The following is an 18,517-nucleotide window of genomic DNA, read 5'->3' on the forward strand; positions in this document are numbered from 1 at the left end:
TATCTGAGCCTCTGAGGGTTTCGGACTCAGATGACACTATTTGCTAATTTCCAGCCTTTTGAACAACATTTCGGACTCCAGTGACGCTATTGCTTATAAAGAGGTTCATATGTGGTGTATTTTATGCAAATAGTGACTATGGGGACCGTTAGCCCACCAAAAGTACAATAATACTGCTTTTAGCGTCATCTATGTCCGATAGATGGTGCTACATTGTTGCAATAGTTCTTAAAACTTCTATCGAACAAAAAGTAAAGGAGTTCACCAAGCAGCCTTTCGCGGCTGAAGGGAACTCCTTTTTTCGCGTTCGACGTATTACACGTATTGGTAAAGCACGGGAGTCAGAGGCTCCGAAACAAAACAAGCCTTAAAAAGTCACCTCTATAGATGATTGCTGATAACCCTCACTCCAGCCTAGAGGGGTTGTTTGTGTTTATCAGCAACTGAGCAGTTTTACAAACGATTTCACAGGGTTGGAGACCTTTGAAAACATTAACCCGGTGCTATCATTGGTAATGAAGCTGCACACCTAAAGTTGTAAGCGCATTAACGAATGGCGCCAGAGCCGCTCATCGTCAGGAACAGCGCCAAATTTAGCAGGGTTTGGGGGAACGGGAGAAGACATGAATGAAATTCTATTGAACGATTTGAAGTGGGAAGTCAAAGGGTATTGGCCCTGGGTTCCGCTAAAGGGCACCAGTATGGAGCTGGGACAGGAATTGATGGGGGTTACGGACTGGATGCCTGCCACTGTGCCGGGTGGAGTTCACTATGATCTCTTCAGACAGGGCTGGATTACCAACCCTTATCAAGAGTTAAATAGCCTGAGTTGTGAATGGGTGGAGAACCGCTGGTGGGTTTACCGTACGACCTTGAAGCAGCCTGAGCTGAGAGCAGCCAGAGTTGAACTGGTCTTTCAGGGACTGGACTATGAAGCCTCGGTATACGCTGATCATTTACTGCTGGGTGAACATAAAGGTATGTTCGAGCCGGCTGTATTTGATGTTACAGACCTGCTCTCCGGGCGGGAAAGCCTTGAAATTTCAGTGCTGTTGAAGCAGGCGCCAGATGAAATGGGGCAAATCGGCAAAACCTCGGCTACCTTCACGCAGAAGAGCCGTTTTAATTATAAATGGGATTTCTCTACCCGGTTGGTCAATGTCGGAATCTGGGATGATGTGGTATTGAGGGTACATCAACAGTGCTCTTGGGATGATGTGTCGATCACTACAGATGCGGAGTTTGGCGAGAACGATAGAAATCAGATCTCGTCTGGTCGAATCACCATTCAAGCAGGAATCAAGCGAATGGCTGGCTCTGAAGATGATGGGACACTGACAGCGAGCATCACCTGTACTGATCCGGAGGGGAATCTGCTGCTGGTTCAATCGCGACCAGTTCGAGCTGGAGAGCTTCTGAACGCGGAGCTGGAAATACCCGAACCTGAGCTATGGTACCCAAACGGTTATGGAAAGCAGCCACTGTACAATCTTGAACTAAAGCTACTGGATGAAGCTGGAACGGAATTGGATACCCAGAGCTTTCAAACGGGCATTCGCAAGCTCGATTATATCCACAATGTAGACAGTCCAGACAACGCCCTACCATATACAGTGGTGATTAACGGAAGCAAGATCTATATGAAAGGGGTAAATATGACCCCTCTGGACCATCTCTACGGGAATGTAACGGTTGAACAATATCAACTGATGATTCGTCTGATGAAAGCAGCTCATATTAATCTCGTTCGGGTATGGGGCGGTGGAATCATTGAGAAAAAGGCTTTTTACGACTTATGTGATGTAAACGGCATTATGGTCTGGCAGGAGTTCATTCAGTCCAGTTCAGGTATTGACAATATCCCTTCGAAGCAGCCGGAGTTTTTGGAGCTGCTTCACAAGACTGCCTGCACAGCGCTCTGTGACAAACGCAATCATGTATCGCTAACGGTATGGAGCGGCGGCAATGAATTAATGAGTGAGCCAAATAAGCCTTCCGACAGCAGCGATTCCAATCTGGCGATGTTGAAAGAACTGGTAGAACAGTATGATCCGCAGCGACTCTTCCTACCGACCTCAGCTTCCGGCCCGGTAGAATATATTACGGATGCAAAAGGTCAGGGGCATGATGTGCACGGTTACTGGAAGTATATGGGAAACCCTTATCACTACGAGTTATATGGCAGCAACGATAATCTGCTGCACAGCGAATTTGGGGTGGACGGTCTGAGTTCTCTCAAAAGTCTGGAGAAATTTCTGAGTGAGACCAACCGGCGACCGGTTTCTATGGAGAACAACGCGATATGGAGACATCACGGGGAGTGGTGGGATACGCTGAGCCGTGAAGAAGAAATGTTCGGCAGCATGACAGATTTGGAGCAGTTCTCTGCCTGCAGCCAGTGGATACAGGCGGAAGGAATCCGGTTCGTGCTGGAGGCTAACCGCCGCCGTAAGTTCCGAAACAGCGGCAGCATTGTCTGGCAATTCAACGAGCCGTGGCCGAATGTGTCCTGCACTAACCTTGTCGATTATTACGGTGAAACGAAGATGGCCTACCATTGGGTGAAATCTGCCTTCCGTCCGCTACATGTTTCGCTGGACTACCGCAGTCTACTGCTTACACCAAGCACCGGATTTCAGGGAGATGTATACGTGCATGGAGGAAATGGACACAGGGTAGAAGTCGACGCGGAAGTCTTCGATGCAGTCGGACGGTGCATCTATCAGCAATCATTTGAGGCAGAGGGAAACAAAGATCAGGCTGTCGGCGCTGGGGTGCTGAATTTCAACGTGCCAGAGCATGACGATGCTTTATATTTCGTCAGATTGTCCTACCAGGACGGCGATGAAGCACCACAGCAGAATTTATATGTATTCTCTACCAATAAAAAGCATCCATATGCTCCCGCGCTTGCACTTATAGGAGGCAATCTTGAGGTGCGTCAGGAGAGTTTATGGCAGCCGACGGGTGCTCAGGAGAAGAGCCAGCAGGCCCGTTTTACAGTCCGAAATACCGGTAGTGAAGTTTTGCTGCATGTACATGCAGAGGAAAGGGGAGACCGCTACTGGATGGAAGCGGATGAGCAGTTCCATACCCTCTTTCCGGGTGAGACCAAAACAGTAACGGTTACTTGCACTCCTAAACTCTCAGGAGGATTCCTGTCTGGGGAAAATTATAGGATCACAGATGGCTTGCCAGAAATTAGATTCATGTCGTTCCTAACAGCACAGAGCAGAATGATACAGGTTGGAGGAGAAAAAAATCGTGAGTAAAACATTGTGTTTTGTACCGGAGGCATATGTTCCGCTAAGTCGGTTTATTCAAGCCGAGGGATCTACACCTGTCGCTATACCTGTTAGCAGAGCAGTGGCTGATTACTTAAGGCTGCACAACGCTCCACTGCTGCTTGCTTGCTTGCGAGGCGGCGAAGTAGCTTATCAGAAAGCGAATTGGTCAACCCTCCATGAAGACATTGTTGAAGCTGAAGCAGCAGAAGAGATCTCCGAGAAAGAGGAGGGGGTATTTGTATTAGTCAGTCCTTTGCTGACCAATATGCTTCCTGTAGTGTCTCACTGGGATAATAGCGTTGCTGAGGGAAAAGGAGGCTTCCGTTATGGCGGAACAGATGGCATAGGGACATTGCGGATGGACGAAGCCGGGGAAAAGGTTGTTTCCGAGCATGCGCGGCTCTACAATAGCGACCCAGATAGCCCTTATGTATACAATACGGAAGATCATCAGCTGTTCGGAGGCAACGAGGGGAATAAGAATCTTAAAACTCCGCAATTCGAGCATTATATCGGTGACCGCTACAGTCTCTATGCTGTAGATGATCTAGTTGCAGTTTCCCTGAGCGACCGCATCCTTAAGACCTTCGGATTTCCGGTGGTTTTCCGCAATGCATCCATAGACAATGCTGCACTTTTAAGCAATGCGCCTGTATTTCAGCTCATCAGCGGCAGTCTGCTAGTTATAGAGAATGACCAGCATAGCCTTGCTTCCTATATTCTGCCGCCCTTCTGGAGTGCGGCAAATGTTAAGGGATATCCACTGTTGTTCAATGGTTATTATGATGCCAATGAGAATACCTTCAGCACGGTAGGTCCCTCATTTCTGGAAATCATCGGCAAGACTCTGGCCAGCACCGGCAAAGGCGTTGTCGGCATTCTGTGGAACGGAGGAGGATATATCGGCAGCCGTTCCTTGCAAGGCTCCATCTATGCTGGCATTGGGGCGGCAATTACCAGAGGTCAAGAAAGTTATGGCGGTGATGCAGAGCAGGTAGTGGCTGTAGGTGGTTCGCGCGGCGGCTTAACTGCGCTGCTGGCTGGAGGCAATCCGCTTTGCTTACCCTATCGGGTGCGCTACACACTGTGTTATGCACCGCCGTTGATTCTGAACGGGCTCACCCGTGAGTTTGCCGAAGGAGCTTGCCCACTGATCTGGCATGTGGCGGAAGTAGACACCGGTTACCGGGAAATCTGGAAGAAAGATTGGCAGCATCCACAGAACGGCAGCACGGGAATCGAGACTCTGCTACAGACTCTGACGGGAACTATTGACTCTGCAAGTCTAAAGGAAACGACCGGACTGGAATCCGAATTTTTTCTGGAGGGTCTTAAAGCGAGTGGCACAAAGCTGCTGATTAACCATGGCACGCATGATGCCTTTACCCTTAGCCGCTTCAGCTTTTCCTTCGCGGCTTTGGTTCGGAGTCGCGGGATACCGCTTCGCCATGAGATCGGATACCGCTTCGGCCATAACAACTGCACGGATCTTTACGAGCAAGCTACTCTATGTCTAATAGCTCTGCTACAGGAACAGGAGCTCGAATTCACGGGCACGGTGCATTATCGCAGACGCAGTCCGGCTGCGGGAGAGTGGGAGCAGACCGAACGTTTTGTCCCAACTCATCAACCCGTTTTTCTGGAAGCACCTAAGTTCGTAGCGGTGGGTAGCCCTGTGGCTTGGACTCTTTATGGAGAGCCGGGAATGGAATACCGCCTGGATCTGGGAATCCTAGATCAGCAGGCTTGGGAACAGAAGCAGCAGGTAGTTCGAAATGAGCGCATCACACTGGCGTCCGGTGTATTGCCGGACAAACAACATCCGCTTGAACTCTGCTCGTGGCAGGATGGCGTAAGCCAGCTCACTGACGGACAACATGCGGGCTTTTATCTTTATGAGCTGTCATACAGGCTCAAGGGTGAGCAGAAGTGGAGCGTAGTTTCTCCCTCCCGTGTGCCACAGCCCGGCGTAGAGCCTCAGTCGGTGCTTCGTATTTTGGAGGAGCAGCCCAATCCGGCGAGCGAAGCGTTTCGGGCGGAAGCGGCCGTCCTCTGCATCAGCGCAGGGTTAAGTGAGGCCTAAACGATTCACCATAACATGAACATAAGCGGTGTGCGGCCATTCCGGTGCGTGCACTGCTTTTTTTTGCCAACAAATAAGTAGCTTTACAAACGCTTTCGCAGGGTTACCGGATTTCGGCGCTCAGTAGGAAGCGCTATCATTTAGGTATAACAACTATACAACGCCTGACCGGATTAAAGCTTGATTCCGGGAGGAAGGAAGGACAGGAGCATGATTGGAAAAACCAGTGAACTAAATCCTTTAATGACAGAGAAAAAGAAAGGTTATCCTGTACGGCGTTTATTCAAAGATTGGTCATCCTGGATATTAATTGTACCCACACTGTTTGCCTTTTTCTTTTTTTCCTGGCAGCCGCTCGTGAAGGGCATTGTGCTCTCTTTTTTCAATACTGAGGGTTATAATGCCGTAAGCTTCGCCGGACTGCAGAATTACAAGGATGTTATACAGAACTCGGCGTTTCAACAGACATTGACCAACTCTTTTGTGTATGTGTTCTGGTCACTACTGATCGGTTTTGCCGTACCCATTATTGTCGCTGTCGTGATTAATGAATTGAGACATGGGAAGTCATTTTTTCGCTTTTCGGTCTTTTTTCCGAGTATGGTTCCCGGCATTGCCGCTTCGATGTTATGGATGTTTTTGTTTGAGCCCGGAAAGGGTGGCGTGCTGAATATTATGCTGAGTGCCATGGGATTTCCGGTGCAGCAATGGCTTCAGGATCCGCAAATGACGATAATGCTGATTATCTTCACGATTACCTGGCGAAATTTCGGGGGAACAGTGCTGCTTTATCTGGCAAGTCTACAGAGTATTAATCATGATCTGTACGAAGCAGCCTCGATTGACGGTGCGAATGTATGGCGGAGATTCAAAAGTATCACCATTCCGCAAATCTCTAGCATGATCGGACTGATGATGATTTTGCAGATCAGCGGTGTATTCCAGATCTTCAATGAACCCCTAGTAATGACTGAGGGTGGACCGAACAATGCCTCAATGACCTTGATGCTGCAAAGCTATTATTATGCGTTCCGGAGTTTTGAAGCAGGCCATTCAATGGCGCTCGGGGTTATTACTTTTCTAGTCCTGATGGTGCTTACCATTATTTATTTCCGGCTGGATAAGAAATTGAACAGGGAGTAGAAGCTATGAAAACTAAAGAAGCATATGGCATTATCGGCAATATAGAATACAGATCACCTTGGGTGCGCCTGCTGTATTGGTGCATGTTCATTCTGATGATTGTGCTGGCCGCTGTCTGTATTTTGCCTCCGGTCTGGATTATGGTCTCAAGTCTGAAGGACATCAAAGAGTTTTATGCAATCCCGCCCACCCTGATCCCCCGCTCGTTCAATGTTGGCAAGCTATGGGAGACCTGGCAGGAGTTTAACTTCCTCAGTTATTATCTGAATACGGCTTATCTGGCCGCAGGTTCTGTACTGTTCTGCCTTACTTTTAACGGACTGGCCGGATATTTCTTCTCCAAGCTAAAGCCGCGGGGCAGTGCCCTGCTGTTTGCACTGATCGTGTGGACCATGATGGTGCCGAATACAGTGGGCATGGTGCCGCTGTTTAAGAATCTGATTGATTTTCCGCTGTTGCACTTGAACCTGACCAATACTTACTGGCCGATGTGGTTTATGGCTGCTGTGAATCCGGTGGTAATTCTGATCTTCAAAAACTTTTTCGATACCATCCCACAAGCGCTGCTGGAAGCCGCCAAAATTGACGGAGCGAGCACAATCGGTATTTTTATTCGAGTCATTCTCCCGCTCAGCGGACCAGTTATGGCTACAATTACAATCCTTACGATGAACAGTGTCTGGCAGGACTTCTTCTGGCCCTTTATGGTGCTGAAGGATAAATCGACCTGGTCGGTCATTGTGGCTATTTACAATCTGAAGGCGACATTGCCGCAGGACATACAGTTTATTGCGTTGACTTTTGCGATTCTGCCGCCGATTATCCTGTTTATTTTTTTCCAAAAGTACATTATGAACGGGCAATCCTTCGGCGGCAGTATTAAAGGGTAACATCACCCGATCACAAACCATTTCACAGTTTTGCCCCGTAGGGTGCTGCAGAAGGTGCATGTTAAGATGATTTCAGATTCAAAAAGAAAGCGCTTTACATGTTGCGAAGAATGCTTTAACAATAAGACTAGGGGGAATTACATTGAAAAAAGGACACACCAAGAACCTGACAGCTACACTGGCACTTACGCTGCTTTTTTCTGCCGGACTGGCTGGCTGTGGAGGCGGCTCCAATGAGAAGAATGCCGGAGGAAAGACGGAGACAGCGGGCAATCAACAGGTGACGATCAAGGTCAGTAACTGGCCAAAGCCGAATGAGGAAGCCAAAATCGCCCAGTATGAGCAGGTCATGGCGAAGATGAAAGCCAATTATCCGGAAATTATTGTGGACAAAGATGAATGGGGTTATGATGTCAGCTCATTCCTGCCAAAAGCGGCCAGCGGCCAGCTTCCGACGGTATACGAAACCTTTTTTACAGAAACAAGCAAAATCATCAAGGCAAATTACGCGGCTGACATAACGGATACGATGAAAAAATATGGCTACGACAAGGCGATCAATCCAGATCTGCTGAAAATGGTTACCAAGGACGACAAGTATTATGGGATTCCGAAGGACGGATACGTCATCGGTATGCTCTACAATATGAATCTTTTCAAGGAGGCTGGACTGCTGGACGACAAGGGGATTCCTAAATTTCCTAAAACATATGAAGAGCTAGCAGAAACTGCGCAGATTATTAAACAAAAGACCGGTAAAGCCGGAATGTTCTTGCCTACAAAAAGTGGTCAAGGCGGTTGGATGTTCATGAACATTGCCTGGGCATACGGAGCAGAATTTGAAAAACAAGTGGACGGGAAATGGCAGGCGGTGTTCAATTCGCCGGAAGCAGCAGCGGCCCTGCAATATGTGAAGGACTTAAAATGGAAATATGATGTACTGCCCGACAACAATCTGGTCGATGTTACGAACGATATGTTCCGCTTGTTCGGAACCGATCAGGTCGCTATGAGCTTCGGCACGAATGACTGGTCACCGGTCATCCAGCAACAGACTAAGATGTCCAAGGACAATGTGGCAATGTCCGCGCTTCCAGTAGGACCGATCGGGAAACCTGTAACCCTGCTCGGTGGCGGCCTATATATGTTCTCGCCTAATGTAACACCTGAGCAGATTGATGCCGGATTCAAATGGCTAAAAACCTACGGATTTACACCAGAGTCCTCTGAAGAGGCACTGACCGGTTGGGATATTGAGAAGAAGACACTGAGCGATCAAGGGCTGATCGTAGGGCCTTACGGGTTGCGGATTTGGACTGATGAGAAACGGATTGGAGAAGAACAAAAGATTCTCGACAAATACAACAACGTCAATCTGGATTTGTTCCGTGATTATATGGACAATGGCAGCAAAGGCATGCGGGCGGAAGAACCAGTCAACGCACAGGAATTGTACCAAAAGCTGGATATCGTACTGCAAACCGTACTGACGGACAAGAACGCAGATCCGCAACAGATCTTGGATAGGGCTGCCGAAGAATTCCAACGTGATTATCTCGATAAGGTTAAATAAAACGCAGACCAACGGCGACGTCGTCCTTCTGAAGGGCGGCGATGCCGTTTCTGCGTAGATTGCCTTAACTACTTAAATGAGATAAAGGAGATATGCATAACATGGCAGCAAAAGAATGGGGAGACTGGGGAGCACGCTGGATCTGGCCGCAGGAGGAGCAAGGATCAGCGGATAGGGAACAGCAGCACGAGCGTGCGTACTTTCGCAGAGTGTTCGAACTGCCAGCTGGTATCGGAAAGACCTGCACCCTGGATTTGGCCATTACCGCAGACAGCCGCTACAGGCTGTTCGTCAATGGGCAGCGTTTATGGGCCGGTCCTTGTAAAGGACATGGTCATATACAGTATTATGAAGAATTCAGTCTGGACAATGTTCTACAACCAGGTTTAAATGTGCTTGCTGTTATGGTCGTTCATTATGCAGGGACTACGCCCTTTGAACTGGGTGAAGACGGACCTTTGTCCGTCTGGCGCTCGCAAAAGGGCGGTCTGCTTGTGGAAGCGGCAGTTACACAAGGCGGGCAGCTAGTACAGGAGCTAAATACGGATAGCTCATGGAAAAGTATTAAGGATCGCAGCTATAAGCTCCAGCAGTTTCCGATCATACGCTGGATGGGTGGACTGGAAGAAGTGGAGGGTGACGCAGCGCTGCTGGATTGGACACTGCCCGAATATGATGACAGTGCCTGGCTTGCTACCGGAATTGTGCAACCGGTGCGGGATGAATATGGCCAATTAACCCCTTGGCAGCTGGCCCGGCGTCCGATTCCGCTGTTGTATGAGCGGGAGCAATTTTTTCTGAAGCTAATGCGCAGCAGTAGCGGGGTAGGGCAAGCCTTTTTTGAGGAAGGGCATAGTCTGGAGCTGCGAAATGGAGATGGCGGCGCTTCACCCAACGCAGTACTGCCTTCCGCTGGAATAACAATAGAAGCAGGGCAACATTTTTGGTTGGAGTTGGATGCTGGCGAGCTAACCACAGGGTATTTGCAGCTTAGACTTCTTGGAGGCAAAGGTAGCCGGATTACCCTACTATGCGCTGAGTGTTATGAAGAAGAAACGGGGGATGATTAGATTCGCCGCAAAGCTGTCCGCGATAATACGAAGGAACATGTATTAAGAGGGGGCTACGATAGCTATCACCCGGCAGGTTACGGCATCTCTGCGGGGATGGAAATCTACGAACCGTTCTGGTTCCGTACTTTCCGCTATGTACGGCTGGAAGTGCAGGCTGGTGTCGAGCCTCTAACGATTTCCAGCTTTAGCTATAGGGAGACCGGATATCCACTGCAGCCGGAAGGAAACTTTCACTGCTCCGATGAACAATATAACCAACTATGGGAGCTCAGTGTACGAACACTTCAGCGCTGCATGCATGAGACCTACGAGGATACTCCGTATTATGAACAGCTGCAGTATACCATGGATACCAAACTGATGATGGAGTTTACGTACCTATTATCAGGGGACGACCGGTTAGCGCGGAGAGCTATGGAAGATTATAAGGCCTCTCAGCTACCAAACGGGATGCTGCAAAGTCGCTATCCCTCTGTGCTGCCGCAGGTCATTCCTTCCTTCTCCCTATATTGGATCGGAATGATTCATGACCACTACAGATCCTTCGGGGATATGGCCTTGGTGAATCAGTACCGGTTAGCGCTGTTATCTGTGCTGGACTGGTTCGATCAACATCTGACTCCGGAGGGTCTGGTGGACAGAACGCCCCGCCAATATTGGAATTACTTCGATTGGGTGGAGGAATGGCCGCTCGGCGCACCGGATTGTACGGATGATGCACCCGCAACCGTACTGAGCCTGATGTATGCGGCCGCGCTGGAGCAAGCGGCTGAATTGCTTGCAGCCAGCGGTTGGACACAGATTGCTGGTGAACTGCGTCAACGCAAAGCGGCGGTCAACGCTGCGGTAATGGATTGCTGCCGGCTAACGAACAGTCTGCTGTTCCGCGACAGTCCGGAGGCAACTGCGGGAACGCAGCATAGCCAGCACACGCAGGTCTGGGCGGTTTTGGCGGGCACAGTGGATGTTGTAGAAGGGGCGGCACTGCTGGAGTCAACGTTAACAGACACATCACTGGCTAAGCTTTCGTTGCCGATGAGCTACTATCTATTCCGCGCGCTAGAGAAATGCGGAATGTATGACCGCTCGTTCGGACTATGGACACGGTGGTTGAAGCAGTTGGAGCTTAATCTCACTACACTTCCAGAAATAGATTCAACCGGCACCAGAAGTGACTGCCACGCATGGAGCGCACTGCCGATCACTGAGTTCACCAGAGGGATATTGGGTGTCCAACAAGGAATAGAGGGAATAACTATAAAGCCCCACTATGGAGAACTGCGGCAGGCCAGCGGAACCGTAAATACAAGTATCGGCCCAATAAACATCAAATGGGAGATCCGTTCAGTAACAGGACAGGAGATCTTCCACATGAAAGCTTCCTGGCAAACCGGATCGGCAATTACAATAATTCTGCCTAATCATGAAGTGCATGAGACAGATGAGGGTTCCTTTTACAAGGAGATCGACATTAGTCACCTTAGCTGTTAGTCTGATTTCAGTTGATTTTGTTTTCATGATTCATACACCGGAGGGGGATGGGGAAGTCATATGTTCAGATCGTTCGGCCGCAATATCCGCCTAGTCCTGGTGTTGTTCATTACTGTCTATATTGTCGCTTCGAGCTTCATTCTGTACCGTACTATGGAGCATAGAAGCCTTGACATGCTGCGGCAGCTATCCGTTCAGTACACTGGCCAGCAGCATAAGAACACACTTCTGTTCATGAACTGGCTGGAGGAGACCTCGAAGCTTATATCCAACAACCAGGTGGTGCAGAATGCGCTGAAAAAACCAACATATGACGGGGCAATCTCTCCGATACTTGAGGGCATACGTTCTTCCAGTAGTGACATTCTCGGCATTTACATTTGGGGAGAAGCAGGGGGAACTTACTCCTCGAGCAATGTTTCCGGGTTGCTGCCCTTTGCAGAGATCAAAAAAAAACCAGGGATGGAACAATTTCTAAATAACCGAGAGCAGGCTTTGCGCTGGACGGTGCTGAACCGGGAGCATCTAATGAATGCACCTTCGGATCTGCGCGACCGTCTGTTGCTTGAAGTAAAAATTAAGGGTTCGATGGGAGACGTCCTCGGTCTGCTCTCGCTCGAAGTGGAGATTGACAAGCTTTACAGCTTCTACCTATCTGGCGAGAATACAATCTACGGGGAAAATGAAGTTTACCTACTGACCGGAAACGGGAAGCTATTGAGTGCTGCCGATGTCCCGAAGGAGCGACTGCAGGAGATCAAAGCAGCACTAGTTACTTCGGAAAAAGCTACCTTGGCTGAGCCAGTGACACAGGGTATCGATCAAAATAGTACAGGCAGAGGTGATGCAGATCTGCTGGAGCGGGAAACGGCTGACGGCCTGATTTTGCTCTATCCACTACCGGAATCGGCAGAGCGGATTGTCACCTATATCTCAGCAGATGGCATGAATGCAGAGCTGCGAACGTTTAAGTATTTAATGCTCGCCCTGAACATCGTAGTGTTCATAGTGTTCTGGCTGCTGATCTCAGTGCTTAGCGGCAGTATAGTTAATCCACTGAAGCAGTTGTACCTGAAGATTAATTCAACAATGAAAGACTAAGATAAGATGGAGTCTGAATCATGAAAATCGCTAACCGAAGTGTATTTCATACATCTAGCGTGGGCAATAAACGGATGAAGTAAGATATAGTTGTATTCAGTACACTTATTATTCGGAAAGTTAGTTGCTGCCAACAGAATTGGAACGTATAGATGTACCAAATACACTTAAACTTCTGCTCGCTGCAAAAAAGGGTGCTTTAGCTGTATTAAATACAACTAAAGCACCTATAATTCTCGAAAGTATCTTTAATTTTCCACTACTCAATCGTCTTTTTAAGCAAAGTAGAAGTCCCGCCTACCCACTCAAAAAGGATCGATTTCTTTGTTGTGTCCGCATTTATAAACTAAATTCGCTAATTGGGCAGTTCCTTCTTCAAGTTGATCGTAACTGTGGTGCCTTGCCCCGGTGTGCTGGAGATACTTAAACCATATTGAGGACCATATTCCAGTTTAATTCGTTCGTCCACATTTCTTAGTCCATACCCGCTCTGAAACAACACATCTTCCTTGGCTTGGCTAAGCGTCGCACCGTTGGAAAATCCCACCCCGTCATCAGTCACTGTGAAGCGAATCTCATCTGCCACTAATTCGCCTTTAATCCAGATTCGGCCCATCCCGCGTTTCTCGCTGATGCCGTGTTTGATCGCATTCTCTGCAATAGGCTGAAGAATCAGCTTCAGAATGCGAACCTTGCGCAGCGATTCCTCAATCTCGTATTCAATCTCGAACTTATCCGGAAACCTCATTTGCTCAACTGTCACAAAACTCTGCACCAAGCGGATTTCTTCGTCCACGGTCACGAACTTGTCGCCTTTATGCAGGCTGATTCGAAAAAAGGTAGCTAATGAAGAAATCAGTCGTTCTATATCGGGCTGCTTCTTCAGTCGGGCAATCCAGGCAATTGCATCCAGTGTGTTGTAGAGAAAATGGGGATTGATCTGTGATTGAAGTGCGGTCAGCTCAGCTTTCCGTTGCTTTTCTTTCTCCTCATCTTTCTCCAGCATTAATTGGCTGATCCGCTCCACCATCTGATAGTAGCTGTTCTCAAGCTGAAAAATCTCATCAACCTGACCGCGCTGTTCATAAACAGCGGCCAGATCTTTTTTGCCAAACAGGCTCAGCTTCTTCTTCAAGTTCAGCAGTGGACGGGTGATTTTGGCTGCCAGATAGAAGGAAAAAATCAGCAGCACAATAAAGGTAACGCTGGCGAACAGAAGCGCATTTTGATTGCCTTTGGCGATTCCCGAGAGCAGTTTGTGATTGGAAATCACGCTGGTGAATTCCCAGCTGACCCCAAGTGTCTCCAACCGGGGATTCAAAGGATAAGTAGCAATGATGTAGGAATTTCCGTTATCTGACCAGGTACGATAGCCTTCTTTTTTACCTGGGCGAAGAGGGGCGTTTTCCTCCAAAAAATTGCCCAAGAGCCGTTTGTCGGGGTGAGAAATAATCCGATTGTCGGAAGTCAGGAAGGAGTAGCCGATGCCAGTGAAGCTGGAGGAATACAGGTCCGCCAAAGCAGCCTCCCTGACATAAATGATCACGACCCCGATATTTTGCCCTGTATTGAAATTGCGGAACTGCTGGCCGAATGGAATATACGCATTGCCTTCTCCATCCCGTTTGATCTCACCGACAACAGGCATGCTGCTCTCCTGAATGCGTTTGATGAACAGGGCTTCAGGCACCTCCAGCATCTGCTCCTTAGACTGGTAAGAATAAAGCATATTATCGTTGGTGCTGATAATCACGTTACCCACCAGGTCGTTCTGGGCCAGCATACCGTCGATGATAGCTCCGATTCGCGATTCCTTATCAGCTGACGGCAGGGAATCATTATTGATGATTTGGTAGATATCACTGTTCACCAGAAACCGCAGAAACAACATTTGAATGTCATCGACCATGAGCTCCACGCTAAGCCCAATTTGGCGCTGAGTCTGAACGACATGGCGGTACAGATCCTTTTGCAGGTAGGTATAGGAATAAAAATTGAAAATAACGAGCATCAGCACCAGATGCAGAGACAGTCCTGCTAACAGAACAACAACAATCCGGCTTTTGATCTTGAACCGCCTCATCCAGGAATCCATCCGGTTGGCTAGTCTCCGCTTACCCATAGGTTTTTGCATATTCACTCGGCGGGATGCCCGTCATTTTTTTGAAGATCTGGCTAAAGTATTTGGAGTCGGTGAAGCCGACCTGATTGCCAACCTCGTACACCCGATACTTCGGATTGCGCAGCATACGTTTGGCTTCCTCGATACGGTATTCCGTCAGACATTCGTAAAAGGTTTTGTTCAGATCTTTACGGAATAGATGCATCAAATGGGTTGGACTGACGAAGACCGCCGCAGCAACCATCTCAACGGTAATGTTTCCGGCATAGTGCTCCCGGATAAAAGCGAGTGCGTCCCTGATTTCACGCCGGCACCGAGCCCCAGCCTCTTCTTCAGCATACAGCACACGTTCAATGCCAGAAAGGGCACGCTGCGCAGCAAGTACAGCCTGCCGGTATGAATCTACGATCCCGTTCCATTCTCCCGCAGGTTTACCTATGCCGACGCTTAAGGCCTGGCCGAAGTGCTGTTGGCTCCATTCAGATAGTTGTTTGCCCAATTTTCGTGCAGAATCTCCGGCCAGCTCTGGTTCCCCGGTCCGAAGGATCATAACCCACTCCAGATGGCTGTCCCGGAATAGACACAGTTGCTCAAAAGAATGCGCTTCCAGAATAGTCGCCGCTGCATCCTCCAGCGCTTTGCCTACAGTATTTCCTTGAAGGCCGTTATCAGGAGGAAAGGTAATGGACAGCGGTAGGATAGCTTTTCCAGGTTCCAATTGCAGTTCCAGTAATTTTATCTTATTTGAAATAAACTCTTCGTTATGCAGTTGGTCATGCAGCAAATCCTGCCAGAACTGCTTGGAGATCGAGGCCAATTCCTCATTAAGCTGTGAATACCGCTTGGAGAGTTGCTTTTTGCCAAGGATTTCATCCCCGACGCTTCGAACTGTATTTGCAAGTTCTTCTATATTAATGGGCTTTAGCAAATAGGTGGAGGCGCCATAACGCAAAGCAGCCTGCGCATATTGAAATTCGTCATAACCGCTGAGCACGACAATCCCTACGAGCATGTCCTGTTCCCGTATTTTTTCGATGAGCTCAAGACCGTTCATATACGGCATACGAATATCGGTAATGATCACATCTGGACGGTGCACTAGGGCAAGCTCCAATCCTTCCTCGCCATTGCTGGCTTCTCCTATGATCTCGACGTTGTATTCTGCCCAGTCTATGGTCTGGGTGATGCCCATGCGGACCAGATATTCGTCATCCACTACAAGCGCTTTCAACATTGGCTTCACCTCGAAGTAGTTTCTAATATGTCTTACAGCCATTATAAACATGAAACCTCTTAAAGAGGAGGTATAATTTCTGAGGTTGTCAGGATCGCAAACGATTTCGCAGTATATTCCCCGGTGACTCTGCGCAGTGACTGCCACGTAGCGTAAGGATCAAACATTTCAACAGCTTCGCAAACCGTTTCATAGGATTCCATCCTAACTTTTGCAAAATCCACTGTGATAGACTTTAAGCGTAAAAGAGCAGTAAGCGCTTTTATAAACATAGAGAGATCGAAATTGAACGTTGTAGGAGGAGTACACTAGATGCAAGATTCATTTATTCCATTTGGGTTTCAATATTACCGTTCCCCGACCCCCTTCCGTGATCAATGGGAACAAGACCTAAGCAATATTGCCGGACAGGGCTTCAATTGTGTGAAATATTGGGTACAATGGCGCGCGAGTGTGTCCAAAGAAGGGACCTATCATTTCGATGATATTCAGGAGCTAATGGATATTGCGCAGAGGAATGGTTTGAAGGTCATTTTGAATGTAATTTTCGACGTGGCGCCGGCCTGGTTCTATAAAAAATATCCTGATTCCAAAATGGTTACAGCGGACGGTTCCATTCTGGAACCAAGGGCGATTAACTGCCGCCAGATCGGCGGAGCGCCGGGGCCCTGTTATCATCATCCAGCTGCCGCCGAAGAAAAGGCAAAGTTTCTGGCGGAGACGGTGAAGACTTTTAAGGATCATCCGGCGCTCTGGGTCTGGGATTTATGGAATGAGCCTGAACTAACCACAGGAATCAAGCGCAAGTTGTCTTTTGACAACCAGGTGTGTTATTGCGAGCAATCGCTGTGGGTGTTCCAAGAATGGCTGAAAAATAAATATGTTACTTTGGAAGCTCTCAATGAATCATGGCAGCGGACTTACGGGAGCTGGGAGGAAGTAGAGGCACCGCGTGGACAAGGCGTATTTAATGATCTGGTGGACTGGCGCCTGTTCATGTCCGGTACTTTAACGGATGAGCTGCGGAGCCGGGTAGATATAGTGAAGTCACTGGATCTTTTGCATCCTGTTATGGCCCACACTGTGCCCGCCCCTATCTTTAATATGATTACAGCGGGTTCGGACGACTTCAAGCTGGCTGAGCCCTGTGACTTGACAGGCAATAGCCTTGGGTCCTCGGCCTGGTCTGCTGATCTACTGATCTCTGCCGCCAAAGGTAAACCCATTATCAATTCGGAGATTCATGCTTTGCCAGGCAATACTGCAATGAAGCCGCGTCAGCCGGACCTGCGGGAAATGAAACGGCATATTCTGACCCCGCTCGCTCGTGGCATCACGGGATATTTGTTCTGGCAGTACAGACCAGAGATATTGGGACAGGAGGCCCCTGCATGGGGCAGTGTATATTTGGACGGAAGTCCAACCCCATGGTACAAGGATATGGCTCATCTAAATAAGCTGGTGCAAAACAATAAGCAAGAGCTGATGCATGCAAAACGGCGCGGAGACGGGATTGCCATTCTGTTCAGTCCGCAGAACCAGGTTGCTAACTTTGCGGCACATGATCATCTGGACACCTACAACGATTCCTTACAAGGCGCCCATAAACTACTGCATGAGCTCAATTATAAAGTTGAATTTCTGCATGAGACGGATGTTAACGAGAAGACACTGGAGCAATACCACTGCTTGTGGATGCCTTATCCTCTATATTTGAACCGCAAACTGTGTGACATCCTACGCCAGTGGGTGGAAAAGGGCGGGATCTTGATTTCGGAATGCTCGTTCGGTGCACTTCAGGCAGAGAATGGCTGCCACAGCTATACGGTGCCCGGTTATGGATTTGACCAGGTGTTCGGGGTCCGTGAGACTTGGATTCATTCCGCTGAGAACCTGGATCACAGCTATCATCAGGTTGCGTTCGAATCACGGACAGCGATTCCGTTGCGGAATGTTATGGAGCACAGCAAGGCGGAGGAATCGGCAGCAGACGATACGGCGCACGGATCCTATTACAAATCGGATATCGAGCTGGAAAGCCATGTGAAGGTACTGGCTGAATTTGCCGAGGACCGCATGCCTGTGTTGACTACCGCCGCTTATGGCAACGGGCGTGCCGTATGGTTCGGTACCTTGCTTGCGGCTGCCTACTGGCAGGATGGACATCCCGGAACGCTTCAGCTGGTGCGGGATCTATTACAGAAGGAACTAAAGCTGCAGCCGTATGTACAAGCAAGCGGCGGTGTCCGCGCGGATCTCTCCGAGTGGGAAGGTGAGCAGGACCGAGGGGCATTTCTTTATGTTCATAATGAAGGGGATATGGCGGTTAAGGCTGACGTTACGCTGGGTATCATTTATACTTCAGTTGAACCGTGGTTTGATGACGGCAGCGCTGAAATTCAACCAATGAATCTATTGAAACCCACAACTACAAAACTGACTGTGCTTGTGGAAGCTGGAGATGTTCAAGTATTCCGATTATCTTAACCGGTGTCAATAAAGAACGGAGAATATAGAGTC

The 18,517-nt window shown here is 48.7% G+C and carries 12 protein-coding genes; 9 read left to right on the forward strand and 3 right to left on the reverse strand.

Going from position 1 to position 18,517, the window contains the following annotated elements; all coding sequences use genetic code 11:
- Window positions 1-623: 623 nt before the first annotated feature.
- The 8 genes from NSQ50_RS15305 to NSQ50_RS15340 all read left to right on the forward strand — a co-directional run bounded on the left by NSQ50_RS15305 (window position 624) and on the right by NSQ50_RS15340 (window position 12,641).
- Window positions 624-3,272 (forward strand): glycoside hydrolase family 2 protein, encoded by a 2,649-nt coding sequence (locus tag NSQ50_RS15305; protein ID WP_036677255.1) that lies wholly within the window; start codon window positions 624-626, stop codon window positions 3,270-3,272.
- Window positions 3,265-5,370, forward strand: coding sequence for a hypothetical protein (locus NSQ50_RS15310; protein ID WP_076222449.1), 2,106 nt, complete (start codon window positions 3,265-3,267; stop codon window positions 5,368-5,370). Before NSQ50_RS15305 ends, NSQ50_RS15310 begins: the two co-directional genes overlap by 8 nt.
- 210 nt (window positions 5,371-5,580) lie before the next feature.
- Window positions 5,581-6,513, forward strand: coding sequence for a carbohydrate ABC transporter permease (locus NSQ50_RS15315; protein WP_197740348.1), 933 nt, complete (start codon window positions 5,581-5,583; stop codon window positions 6,511-6,513).
- 5 nt (window positions 6,514-6,518) lie between these two features.
- Entirely contained in the window at window positions 6,519-7,403 is an 885-nt protein-coding gene (locus NSQ50_RS15320) for a carbohydrate ABC transporter permease (protein ID WP_051490964.1), read from the forward strand.
- 142 nt (window positions 7,404-7,545) lie between these two features.
- Complete coding sequence (locus NSQ50_RS15325; protein WP_081383668.1) at window positions 7,546-8,976, forward strand: ABC transporter substrate-binding protein; 1,431 nt, start codon at window positions 7,546-7,548, stop codon at window positions 8,974-8,976.
- A 101-nt stretch (window positions 8,977-9,077) separates the two neighbouring features.
- Entirely contained in the window at window positions 9,078-10,046 is a 969-nt protein-coding gene (locus NSQ50_RS15330; RefSeq protein WP_076144077.1) for an alpha-L-rhamnosidase N-terminal domain-containing protein, read from the forward strand.
- A 96-nt stretch (window positions 10,047-10,142) separates the two neighbouring features.
- Entirely contained in the window at window positions 10,143-11,540 is a 1,398-nt protein-coding gene (locus NSQ50_RS15335; protein WP_051490962.1) for an alpha-L-rhamnosidase-related protein, read from the forward strand.
- 60 nt (window positions 11,541-11,600) lie between these two features.
- A complete protein-coding gene (locus NSQ50_RS15340) occupies window positions 11,601-12,641 on the forward strand; it encodes a hypothetical protein (protein ID WP_036677251.1) in 1,041 nt (346 codons plus the stop codon).
- 355 nt (window positions 12,642-12,996) lie between these two features.
- Here NSQ50_RS15340 and NSQ50_RS15345 read toward each other — a convergent pair whose 3' ends face one another.
- From NSQ50_RS15345 to NSQ50_RS15355, 3 genes are read right to left on the reverse strand one after another with little or no spacing between them, the layout of a single operon-like run.
- Window positions 12,997-14,775 (reverse strand): cache domain-containing sensor histidine kinase, encoded by a 1,779-nt coding sequence (locus tag NSQ50_RS15345; RefSeq protein WP_081393989.1) that lies wholly within the window; start codon window positions 14,773-14,775, stop codon window positions 12,997-12,999.
- Window positions 14,756-16,039, reverse strand: coding sequence for a response regulator (locus tag NSQ50_RS15350; RefSeq protein WP_036677246.1), 1,284 nt, complete (start codon window positions 16,037-16,039; stop codon window positions 14,756-14,758). The genes NSQ50_RS15345 and NSQ50_RS15350 overlap by 20 nt, the downstream gene beginning before the upstream one ends.
- 17 nt (window positions 16,040-16,056) lie before the next feature.
- Window positions 16,057-16,221, reverse strand: a complete 165-nt coding sequence (locus NSQ50_RS15355) for a hypothetical protein (RefSeq protein ID WP_179089032.1) — start codon at window positions 16,219-16,221, stop codon at window positions 16,057-16,059.
- Between the two features lie 88 nt (window positions 16,222-16,309).
- Here NSQ50_RS15355 and NSQ50_RS15360 point away from each other — a divergent pair, with 88 nt between their 5' ends.
- On the forward strand, window positions 16,310-18,484 hold the full coding sequence (locus NSQ50_RS15360; RefSeq protein ID WP_076141235.1) for a beta-galactosidase: 2,175 nt from the start codon (window positions 16,310-16,312) through the stop codon (window positions 18,482-18,484).
- Window positions 18,485-18,517: the final 33 nt, after the last annotated feature.

It is taken from the genome of Paenibacillus sp. FSL R10-2788, assembly GCF_038003885.1.
In the GTDB taxonomy this organism is placed as follows: Bacteria; Bacillota; Bacilli; order Paenibacillales; family Paenibacillaceae; genus Paenibacillus_AQ; species Paenibacillus_AQ odorifer.